This is a genomic window from Chamaesiphon sp. GL140_3_metabinner_50, assembly GCF_025361915.1.
Taxonomy (GTDB): domain Bacteria; phylum Cyanobacteriota; class Cyanobacteriia; order Cyanobacteriales; family Chamaesiphonaceae; genus Chamaesiphon.
The window spans coordinates 1-10,823 of sequence record NZ_JANYJC010000023.1; the positions used below are offsets into that span (position 1 = coordinate 1).

General features: G+C 45.2%; 12 protein-coding genes. 5 read left to right on the plus strand and 7 right to left on the minus strand.

Features of this window, described 5'->3' with window-relative positions:
- Positions 1 to 88 precede the first annotated feature (88 nt).
- The 3 genes from argB to Q0R35_RS01030 all read right to left on the minus strand — a co-directional run bounded on the left by argB (position 89) and on the right by Q0R35_RS01030 (position 1,984).
- On the minus strand, positions 89 to 967 hold the full coding sequence (argB, locus tag Q0R35_RS01020) for an acetylglutamate kinase (protein WP_295613575.1): 879 nt from the start codon (positions 965 to 967) through the stop codon (positions 89 to 91).
- A gap of 57 nt (positions 968 to 1,024) precedes the next feature.
- Complete coding sequence (locus Q0R35_RS01025; protein ID WP_295613577.1) at positions 1,025 to 1,276, minus strand: DUF2887 domain-containing protein; 252 nt, start codon at positions 1,274 to 1,276, stop codon at positions 1,025 to 1,027.
- A gap of 186 nt (positions 1,277 to 1,462) precedes the next feature.
- Positions 1,463 to 1,984 carry a hypothetical protein gene (locus Q0R35_RS01030; protein WP_295613579.1) on the minus strand — a complete coding sequence of 174 codons (522 nt, stop codon included), beginning with the start codon at positions 1,982 to 1,984 and terminating at the stop codon, positions 1,463 to 1,465.
- Positions 1,985 to 2,292: 308 nt separating this feature from the next.
- Here Q0R35_RS01030 and Q0R35_RS01035 point away from each other — a divergent pair, with 308 nt between their 5' ends.
- The 4 genes from Q0R35_RS01035 (at position 2,293) to Q0R35_RS01050 (ending at position 5,293) form a co-directional block, all read left to right on the plus strand.
- A complete protein-coding gene (locus tag Q0R35_RS01035; RefSeq protein ID WP_295613581.1) occupies positions 2,293 to 2,463 on the plus strand; it encodes a hypothetical protein in 171 nt (56 codons plus the stop codon).
- Between the two features lie 109 nt (positions 2,464 to 2,572).
- Positions 2,573 to 3,757, plus strand: a complete 1,185-nt coding sequence (locus Q0R35_RS01040) for an aspartate aminotransferase (RefSeq protein ID WP_295613583.1) — start codon at positions 2,573 to 2,575, stop codon at positions 3,755 to 3,757.
- Positions 3,758 to 3,807: 50 nt separating this feature from the next.
- On the plus strand, positions 3,808 to 4,092 hold the full coding sequence (locus Q0R35_RS01045; RefSeq protein WP_295613585.1) for a hypothetical protein: 285 nt from the start codon (positions 3,808 to 3,810) through the stop codon (positions 4,090 to 4,092).
- 190 nt (positions 4,093 to 4,282) lie between these two features.
- A complete protein-coding gene (locus tag Q0R35_RS01050; protein ID WP_295613587.1) occupies positions 4,283 to 5,293 on the plus strand; it encodes a class I SAM-dependent methyltransferase in 1,011 nt (336 codons plus the stop codon).
- A 261-nt stretch (positions 5,294 to 5,554) separates the two neighbouring features.
- Here Q0R35_RS01050 and argF read toward each other — a convergent pair whose 3' ends face one another.
- On the minus strand, positions 5,555 to 6,478 hold the full coding sequence (gene argF, locus Q0R35_RS01055) for an ornithine carbamoyltransferase (RefSeq protein WP_295613589.1): 924 nt from the start codon (positions 6,476 to 6,478) through the stop codon (positions 5,555 to 5,557).
- Between the two features lie 339 nt (positions 6,479 to 6,817).
- Here argF and Q0R35_RS01060 point away from each other — a divergent pair, with 339 nt between their 5' ends.
- Positions 6,818 to 7,297 (plus strand): DUF3172 domain-containing protein, encoded by a 480-nt coding sequence (locus Q0R35_RS01060; protein ID WP_366944794.1) that lies wholly within the window; start codon positions 6,818 to 6,820, stop codon positions 7,295 to 7,297.
- Between the two features lie 66 nt (positions 7,298 to 7,363).
- On the opposite strand, the gene Q0R35_RS01065 is transcribed toward Q0R35_RS01060, so the two are convergent.
- The 3 genes from Q0R35_RS01065 to Q0R35_RS01075 all read right to left on the minus strand — a co-directional run.
- Positions 7,364 to 8,620, minus strand: coding sequence for an NF038122 family metalloprotease (locus Q0R35_RS01065; protein ID WP_295613591.1), 1,257 nt, complete (start codon positions 8,618 to 8,620; stop codon positions 7,364 to 7,366).
- A gap of 251 nt (positions 8,621 to 8,871) precedes the next feature.
- Positions 8,872 to 10,098, minus strand: a complete 1,227-nt coding sequence (locus Q0R35_RS01070; RefSeq protein ID WP_295613593.1) for an NF038122 family metalloprotease — start codon at positions 10,096 to 10,098, stop codon at positions 8,872 to 8,874.
- A 257-nt stretch (positions 10,099 to 10,355) separates the two neighbouring features.
- Positions 10,356 to 10,823 (minus strand): NF038122 family metalloprotease (locus tag Q0R35_RS01075; RefSeq protein WP_295613595.1); only part of this gene is annotated, 468 nt, incomplete at its 5' end.

A 10,823-nucleotide genomic window follows, 5' to 3' on the forward strand; every position in this document is an offset into this window, starting at 1 on the left:
GCTCTCTGGCTCAAGGTGTCAGAGCTGCACATATTATCGATGGCAGGTTACCACACTCGCTGCTACTCTAAATTTTAGTGCTGACAACTTACGAGTTAGCCCCTGAAGAAACAATCATCGAGCCAGTCCCAGTATCGGTAAAAATTTCGAGTAGCAGCGAGTGTGGTAACCTGCCATCGATAATATGTGCAGCTCTGACACCTTGAGCCAGAGAGCGAACGCAACAAGTCAGCTTGGGAATCATCCCCCCGCTGACGGTACCATCTTCAATTAAAGCCCGCGCGCCCGGAATATCTAATTGCCGAATTAGGGTAGTCGGATCTTTAAAATCGCGCATCAAGCCGGGAGTATCGGTTAATAAAATTAATTTTTCGGCTCCTAGTGCGGCGGCAATTTCGCCAGCAACTGTATCTGCATTAATATTATAAGCCTGTCCGTTTTCGTCGGCAGCGACACTAGAGACGACTGGAATATAGCCGCTTTTAATCAAAGTATTGAGAATATCGACATTCACACTGCTAACTTCCCCTACAAAACCAATCCCTTCCCGACCGTCGGGACGTGCCACGATTAGGTTACCATCCTTGCCGCACAAGCCGATGCCATTACCACCAGATTGATTGATGAGCGAGACAATTTCTTTATTAACGCGTCCGACTAAGACCATTTCCACAACATCCATCGTCGCCGCATCAGTCACCCGCAACCCATCTTTAAATTGTGGCTCGATGCCGATTTTTTCCAGCCAGCTATTAATTTCTGGCCCGCCACCATGTACTAAAATCGGTCTGATGCCCACGCAGGACATAAAAATCAAATCCCGAATCACCCGATCTTTAAGGGTGCTATCTTTCATCGCTGCACCACCGTATTTGACCACTACGGTGCGTCCGGCGAATTTTTGGATGTAGGGCAAGGCTTCACTTAAAACCCGCACGCGGGTAGCATCTTCGTTGGAGTGGGTCATGAATTAGGGTGTGGGAGTTTGGCGATGAGTATAGGCAATAGCCAAGATTTTATCAGTTTAAACGATTATCGTTGAGACTAAATCGATCGTATCCCGACTGCCTTGTGCCCGTTGGATTAACCCCCTAGCTCCAGACGTAGCCTTTTCCCCCTCCAGCGTAGTCAATACCATCAAGCCCAAGCCTACTGGTAAATTTGCTACTGCTCCCAGCTCATCCAAATACATCCGCTGAACTCGTCTGCTTTCTAAGAATTCCCACACAATGTCAGCGCGAGATTGCGCTGTGCTTCTAGTTGGATAAATTACCACCGCTTACCAATTGGCAAATCGTTCTCGGTTGCGATACGTGTAAATGACAATTTCACTACAACTATTCACGATCCATTAAGCGAAATTATAAAGTCCATTGATATTAAACTATTGCTCGGTTTTGGGATGCTATTTCGATCGGACTCGAATCGAGCCAATTTCGATCGAGATAGTAAAAATAGGATCTTACTTCACCTGAAGTTTATAACTAGTCTGAAATTCTTTTTTAGTAGACATCCAACCGCTAAATTTCCAGCGGAGGTAGTTATAAGCACTCGGCGGTGCTGGTTCTGTGCCAATTTTGGGCTGCGCTGAAAAGGTTTTACCACCGTCGATACTAAACAATAATTCCGCACCATCGATCGTCGAAGCCGAATCTTTTAGGTAATTAGTTCCGCGTGGAATCGGTTGTTTTAAGATTAAATTTTTGAGCGGGCAACGACCGTTGTTCTTGGCAATTACTGTATATTTAATAATATCTCCAGGCTTTACCGACGATTTTTCGGCGATCGGTTTAAAGACAGGTTTGTCATTTTCCATCTCTTTTTTATCAGCTTTGAGCTTCAACTCGACTCGCTGGGCAATTGGGAGCGGATCGACACAAGCCTTGGGTTTTCTAAGCCTAGCATCTGCGGGAACTTGGGGATATACAAATGCGGTGGCGATCGTGCCAACACCAATCAGCGCAATAATCGAGAACTTGGACATGGTAATGTACGATCGAGCAGTTAGGAGAGATATAGGGTCAAGACGATCGAACAACAATAAAGTTGCCGTCGATATCATCGTTGCTTAGAGCTAGATATTTACTAGCTTGGAGCGGGTAAGTAAGTAGTTAAGCTCGATCGATTCTGTAGCTTTTAAGCGGGTAGAGTTCTAGTACTATCTATTCTATCGACTTTTACCACTCCATCTCAACCATCGATCGCGAAAAAGCTTTATAGTGTATTAGCAATTGGGCGTAGCCCACACTTGGCGACCGAACCCGATCTTCTAAATGCAGGCACTTAGTGAAGATGCTCGATTTAGAGATGTTGCTGGTACTAACGCAAGTTGCTAGTTATGCTAAGGTTAAATATTTGGGGATTAGGGATTGGGTATTGGGTATTAGCGATGGGATCGAACCTTGCTTGGTGAAACACTCTGGCGAGAGGGAACCTCCGCGCGATCCGATCCGCAAAACCTAATAGCTAAAACCTAACACCCATCCCACTAAAAACTGATAACTAGCAACTTGGGTTACTAGGCGAAGTTAAAGTACGCCCACGATTGAACTGCCTTACTAATTTATAGACAATGAGCTTAGACTGGATTAGCCCTGCCGAACGCCTCAAATCCTTACCCCAATATGTATTTGCTCGGTTAGACGAACTCAAAGCTCACGCTCGCAGCCAGGGTGTAGATTTGATCGACTTGGGCATGGGTAACCCTGATGGTGCCGCGCCAGCACCCGTGATTGCGGCAGCGAAGGCGGCTCTGGATGAAGCCACCAATCATGGTTATCCGCCATTTGAAGGTACTGCCAATTTTCGGGGGGCGATCGCCAAATGGTATTATCGTCGCTATGGTGTGACGCTCGACCCGAATAGTGAAGCTTTGCCCCTGCTCGGTTCTAAAGAAGGCTTGGGACATCTCGCCCTCGCTTATATCAATCCTGGCGATACCGTATTAGTCCCCAGTCCCGCTTATCCCGTCCACTTTCGGGGGCCAGCGATCGCGGGTGCTAAAATTCATAATATTATCCTCAAAGCCGAGAATGATTGGGAGATCGATCTCAACGATATTCCGGTAGATGTGGCGCGTAAAGCCAAAATTCTGTTCTTTAACTATCCCAGCAACCCCACCGGAGCCACCGCCTCGCGTGCCTTCTTTGAAGATGTCGTCGCCTTTGCCCGCGAATATCAGATTCTACTAGTCCACGATCTTTGCTACGCCGAACTCGCCTTCGATGGCTACAAGCCCACCAGCCTCCTAGAAATCCCCGGTGCTAAGGAAATCGGTGTCGAGTTCCACACCCTCTCTAAAACCTATAATATGGCGGGCTGGCGCGTCGGGTTTGTCGTGGGGAACGCTCAGATCGTTCAAGGACTCCGCACGCTTAAAACCAACCTCGATTACGGAATTTTTGCTGCCATCCAGACAGCAGCACAAACGGCTCTAGAACTTCCTGATGAATATGTCACTCAAGTCCAAAATCGCTACCGCGAACGGCGCGATTTTATCATCGCAGGACTATCGAAATTGGGCTGGAACATCAAACCTACCAAAGCTACGATGTATCTGTGGATTCCCTGCCCTGCGGGTTGGAATTCTACCGACTTTGCATTGATGGTAATGCAGAAAACCGGGGTCGTATTTACGCCGGGAAATGCCTTTGGAATTGGCGGTGAAGGATATGTAAGAATCAGTTTGATTGCCGATCTCGACAGGTTAGGCGAAGCAATGCAACGACTGACAGATGCCGGAATTCGTTACGAGTAGGAGATCTTAAAAATCGATCGATTTTTAAACAAGCAAGTTTAAATTAAAATATGCAAAACCAACCTGTTTGGGAAAAAGAAATTAGTGATGTATTTACCTTAATTGAATATCCAGAAACATCCAAACAGCCGCGCTGTTTGATTATTGGTGGAAATAAATCTGGAGACGATAAAACTAAAACTCTATCGCTATTTTTTCAGACTTGGGGCATCGATCGAGATAACATTACCAATCTTCAATGTTCGATCGTTTTCCAAGCGGTGGTAGAAGTCGGAATTGTTGATGAGATTTCTGGGTTTACGTTTAAAGAGGCTCTCGCATGGGCTAGCGATTAACAAAGCTCAATTACAATAAGTTACGGTAATCGAAATTTAGGACGATCGTGCAAGTGGACATGATAAAATGTCAGTACATTATCTGAAAAAAGTAATATTTTTCTAACAGCTTTAGCTATTGGGCTGCCGAGAGTTAAATCAAGGCAAAAGATCGGTTCGCCAATCTCAATCCAAGTCAGGAAAAATAAATATGAACGCATCGCGGTTTGCTGTAGATCTGAGCGCGCGAGGTTTACTATATGCGATCGCCAACGATCGCATTCATGCGCCATTACCTCTAGATGCCGAAAAGAATTGGCAGCTTTGGACTGAGCCAAAATCTGCGCTACTCCAGTTGTTATCGAGAGCTTATCCACCTAAATCGTTGCGGGTCGCCTATTTGAATGAGATGCTCGACAGCGACCATTCGCAAGGAATTGAAGCTCATTACGATATCTCAAACGACTTTTACGCCCTATTTCTAGATTCAAAATATCGATTTTACACTTGTGCAGAATTTAAAAACGATACCGAAACTTTAGAGCAGGCGCAAACAAATAAGGCTCAATATCTACTGTCCTTGCTGAAGCTAGATGGGGATGAAAAAATCTTAGATTTGGGATGTGGCTGGGGTGCAATGTTGCGGTTTTTGCAAGATACCGGACATCGAGGTGAGTTAACTGGATTCACCTTATCCAAAGAGCAGAAAATCTACGCGTGCGAACAATTAGACCTCAATGTTTCTTTGACAGACTTTATCACTCACGATTTTAAACCTGCTGCTTACGATCGGATATTATCGATCGGATCGTTAGAACATGTCAGACCAAACGAACTAGAGCAACTATATCAAAAAACCTATGACGCGCTCGTTCCTGGCGGACTTGCAGTTCATCAATTTTTCTCTCTCGTTCGCGAAGCCTATCCAACTTCAATGGTGACGATTCAGTTATTTTTTCCTGGCTCTTTGTTGGTGATGCACCATACCCATATCGCAGCAGCAGAGCGAGCGGGATTCAAAATTACACATGACTCGATTCATGACTATCGACCCACTTTGCGTGCCTGGTACGAGCGGCTGGTGGCAAATCAAGCGCAAGCATTGGAATTAGTCGGACTAGAAATTTTTAATCGCTACATGACTTTTTTCCCACTTTCTTGGTTATTTTTTCAGCAACATGAAGCCGAGCTTCATCGGATAGTGATGGCAAAGCCAGCGTAGTCTTATAGAACCCATTTGAGATCTTCTGTCTTGTCGTTGTCTTGACTGGCAGCTCCAACCAAATCTGCCCTCCCCCACCAATATCTGTCGTTCGAGTCCTCCTGAAAAGATCTTAAATGGGTTATGTACAGCACTTTTCAGGTTGGTGAGGTACACATCCCCGACTTCTTCAAGAAGTCGGGGATGTAGAGCATCAAATTAACTACTCACTTCTGAGCGTACATCCGATTCTCCGTCCGATCTCCAAACTCGCGATTCAGCCTAAACACCACCCAAAACGCTGACTAATAAGGCCTTTTGAGCGTGCATCCGATTCTCTGCCTGATCCCAGACGCGAGAACGGGTGCCTTCGAGTACATCGTTGGTAATTTCTTCGCCGCGATGGGCGGGAAGACAATGCAACACGATCGAGTTAGGATCGGCGAGGGTTAATAGTTCCTGATTGACTTGATAGGGCTGAAATACGGGCATCCGGGCATCGGATTCGGTTTCTTGCCCCATACTCGCCCAAACATCGGTGTAGACGACATGCGCCTGACTGACAGCCTCTTGGGGCGATCGAGTTACAATAACTTGCGTGCCATTAATTGCCGCGATCGATTTGGCGCGATCGACTAGCTGCGGATCTGGGGTAAAATTAGCAGGGCAAGCGATCGCGATATCCATTCCTACAGTCGCACAGCCGAGCATTAGCGAATGCGCCATATTATTTCCGTCGCCCAAATAAGCCAGCTTTAACCCCGCCAACTGTCCGAAACATTCCTGAATTGTCTGTAAATCTGCTAATACCTGACAAGGATGCTCTAAATCTGTCAGCGCATTAATAATCGGCATCCGGGCATATTTAGCAAAAGTTTCGACATCTGCTTGCTCGAAAGTCCGAATTGCCAGTACATCTAAATATCGGTCTAAAACCCTGGCTGTGTCCGCTAATGGCTCCCCACGACCGATTTGCATCGCGCCGATGTTTAGATCGATTACTTGCCCGCCTAGCTGGCTCATCGCGGCAAAAAAGCTCACCCGCGTCCGAGTCGAAGCTTTGTAGAATAGCAGCCCTAAAGTTTTTTGACAAACTGGCTTAATTTTACCTTGTTTGAGATCGGTGGCAAGTTGCAACAGCGCGAGCGTCTCTTGAGTACTTAGATCTGTCATGCTCAGTAAATCCCGACCTGTTAAGCCACTCATGCGATCGAACCTCAAACTATATATTCAAGCAGGAAAGCGATAATTTTAGCACACGAATACGTTGCAAATCGACGATTTTCTGAAGGGAAGGCTCCACCAATGAGTTAACCGAGCCGCAATGCTGCTCGTGAAAATTGAGATCGCTGCTCGTGGTTTTAAAACTAAAACTTTTGTAACCCGCATTCTGTCGTTAACAGCCTCACAGAGGGAACATCCCACTTTTTGTGCGTAGGTTAACAGCCCTCATCCCCAGCCCTTCTCTCTTGTCGTTTTTTTATTCGGGGGTTCCCCCCGAATAAAAACGCCGCTCCCTCAGGGAAAAGGGAGCAGGGCAAATCTATCTTTGATTGGGCAAAAATCGCCGTAGCATCAGCAGTTTCGATCGTCGGGATTGGGATTGGCGTAGCGTTTAGCTCTACAGCCACCCTCGATCCGCAAAGCGTCGCCTCTCCCGATTTTATCGATCGAGCTGCACCCAACCCCGAATTATGCGTTAATTATGGTGCCAGTGCGATGGTGATGGATGCGCGATTATTCGTCACGCTCAGTCCGTTTAAAGTCTATGTATCCCAGCCGAAAATGACTCCTGGCTGCGTAATGCGAACGAATAACTGGTCGATTTTAGAACAGCGGAAGCTGATTAATGGCGATCGGGTGCGCGAATGTAAGCAGAAAATGAACACGTTTGGATTTACGGGTGCGCTGGAATCATCGCCACAAATTAACTGTATTTACCAAAACGATAGTGCCCAAAATCTCTTCCTGAATCAACTCGGTGGTACCGCCGCACCGCCAGCAGCAGGTTCGGAGCAATTCTAAATAGAGCCTCGATCTCGCTGTAAAACCATATCCCCGACTTCTCTAAGAAGTCGGGGATATATTAACTTAGACTTCTTCGATCGCGACGGTTTGGGCTGAGTGTAGTAGAAGCTGTCGGCGTTTTAGCACTATCTTAATCCCAACCACCGTAAAGATAAATGTCCCCAGTAAATTAGCAGGTTCGGGCACACTAGTCGGATCTACATCCGCACGAGCGATATTCGCGCTCGTACTGTCAGTAGAAGTCACACTGTTACTTGCGATCGCATTACTAACTACCCGATTCCAACCAATAACATCCAACGCTCGTTTATCGTTTTCACTAATAGCTAATAGTTCGCCCGGTGAAATTGTCGGATCGAGAATTCCCAGTCCTAAATTATCTTTCCAATGTCCGTTTTGACGACCATCTCCAAAAATGTCCCCGGTCGAAAACTCGGCAATTTTAGTCGCACCGCCATCAATAGAGAAGTATTTCGATCGCTTATCCGCAGTCCAATCGATCGCATTAGCATTCTTACTATCACTAGAATAACGAAATAGATCTAATGGACTGACATATGGAAATTGGTTGTCATTATAAAAAGTGCCAGAACTATTACCATCTAAAATATCGACACCACTGGTAAATCCTAATGCGTGCCCGATTTCGTGCGCGGCAATGCCGACAAAATCATAAGCCCCAGTGGTAATGCCATTATTGCGATCGAAATCCCAGGTAAACAAGTTGCTAAAAGCGATCGAGGCATCAGCACTACTCCCATTTTCTGCCAATCCTAGAGCTTTGGCATTGGCAGTAGTTAGATTTATCGTTTTGTTATTTGCATCGCCATTACTGTCTAAATATGGGGTGGCACTACCCGATCCATTTGGGTTGTTAGCAGTGCGATTTAGTAATAAATTAAATGTCGAGCCTTTCGATAAACTATTAACAGCAGTATTATCGTCTGCTGAAGTTCGATCGTTAGTTAGCGCATTATAAACCCGATCGTATCCAAAAGACCGAGTAGCAGAACTCGTCTCACCCAAGGTTCCCGCACTTAAACTTGTAAAATTAATATTAACATTAACAGTAACATTATCTTTTAATACCGCAGACCATAACGATCCGGCTGTATTAAACCCATCGATCGCCAGTTGTGATGTGCCAGCCGCAGGCGTAAAATTAAAAGTTAAAGCATTAGCTGGCATGAAAGCCGAACTAGCCATCACCGCGCCTAATGTCGCCGCGATTACAATAGAAGATCGTTGGCGGAACCTCTGCGAAGGCAGACGCTGTGCAAACGGCTTTGCCGAATCGATGTTCGCAACATGAATTTTCATGATTGTAGCTGTAGATGTGTGAATTTTTTTCGATCGATGCTACAAACTTCTGGATGCATTCGATCTCAATCAAGCGATAAACATTAAAATTGATTGAGGCAATTTGATTATTTTAGCCCAAATAATGACATAAAGATCCGATCGATTTAGATGTTACTAAATCGCGAGCGTAAATGTCATTAAAAAGTAGGGGTAATTTATAAATTACCCCTACCATAAATCATTAAATTCAGTATCGTCTCAATGCGGTGTTAAACCTGCTCTGAATCTACTTTTGATGTCAATTCATTCAACTTCTGTCTGCGCTTGAGGACAATTTTGGCACCAAAAGCAACACAGATAAATGTACCGACAAAATTTGAGGGTTCTGGTACGCTAGTGACATCGACTTCAGCCCGCGCCGCACCTGCAATGAGACCATTGCTTTCGGTCGCAATCGCCTTATTAGTTACACTACCAAGAATACTACGGCTAGCAGAGCGATTCCAACCAATTACATCGAATGCGCGTTTGTCGTTTTCGGTAATTTGTAATAGTTCGCCCGGTGCGCTAGTGGGATCCATAATTCCCAAACCTAAATTATCTTTCCAGTGACTAGCCTGACTACCATCGCCTTTGGTTTCTCCAGTTGAAAACGAAGCAATTTTAGTAACGCCACCATCGAGAGAAAAATATTTATCGCGCGCATCAGCCGTCCAATCGATCGCACCTACATTCTTACTATCAGTAGAATAACGGAATAGATCTAATGGGCTGACAAAAGTAAATTGGTTGTCATTATAAAAAGTACCAGAACTATTACCATCTAAAATATCGACACCACTAATAAAACCTAATGAGTGACCGATTTCATGAGCGGCGATGCCGACAAAGTCAAATGCTCCAGCCGTAATGCCATCATTCCGATTGAAATCCCACGAAAATCGATTGCTAAACGAAATAGAAGCATCCGCACTGGTGTTATTTCCTGCGACTAAACCTAGAGCCTTGGCGTTAGCACTTGTCATCCGAATTGTCTGGTTATTGGCATCCCCATCGTTATCTAAAAATGGAGTTGCACTACCAGCCCCTTTCGGACTATTTGCCGTGCGGTTCAATAACATGTTAAAAGTCGGTTTTGTCGATAAACTATTAACTGCAAGATTATCATCAGCAGAAGTTCTGTCGTTTCTCAGGGCATTGTAAACCTGGCTATAAGAAAATGCTTGGTTGGTAGAACTCGTCGAACCCAAAACACCCGCGCCGAGGGCGGTAAAATTGATATTGACGTTGACAGTGACATTATCTGTAAATACTGAAGACCACAGCGCACCCGCCGATCTAAACCCATCGATGGCTAGTTGTGATGTGCCAGCCGCTGGAGTGAAGTTAAATGTTAGAGCATTTGCAGGCGAAACAGCCGAGCTGACTCCAATGCCACTCAATGCCATGCCTGTAACGATCGCCGCCTGTTGTAGTGTCACTAAAGAAGTCTTCATTAATCGTATTTATCGGGGTGGTATTTGAATCAATTATCGGTATAGAAACAATAATTTACCACCGTACAAATACTTATCACAACGCTAAAAAACCGAATTTTTATAGTTAGTTATCTAGATCGATCGATCTGGCGATCGAGGTCACACATCCAAAGCGATCGAGATCTCATAAATCTCATCTTTTGAATCACACAAAAAAGCGATCGCCAATTGACGATCGCTCTTTTTGCACGCAGTTACTGTCGATCGTCGAAACTTTAGACAGATTTAACGTTTAACTCAGATAATTTTTTGCGGCGTTTGAGTACCATTTTGACTCCAAAACTAGCAAACATTAACGTACCGACAACATTAGAAGGTTCGGGCACTTCAGTTGCAGTCGCACTCGTACGATTCCAACCAATAACATCGAATCCGCGCAGATCGTTTTCAGTAATTACTCCCAGTTGACCAAAAGAAAAAGTTGGATTCATAATTCCCAATTCAGTAATTGTTCTGTCGTTAGGACTATCTTTCCAGTGACTTGCTTGTTGCCCGTCGCCAAACCTGACTCCTGTAGCTAAAGCACCAATGCTACTCACTCCACGATCGAATGACAAGTATTTATCGCGTGCATCCGCCGTCCAATCGATCGCGTTAGCAGCCGTACTATCTGCCGAATAACGGAATAAATCTAGGCTGTTAACAAAGGTAAATTGGTCGTCACGAAATAGAGCACCATCACT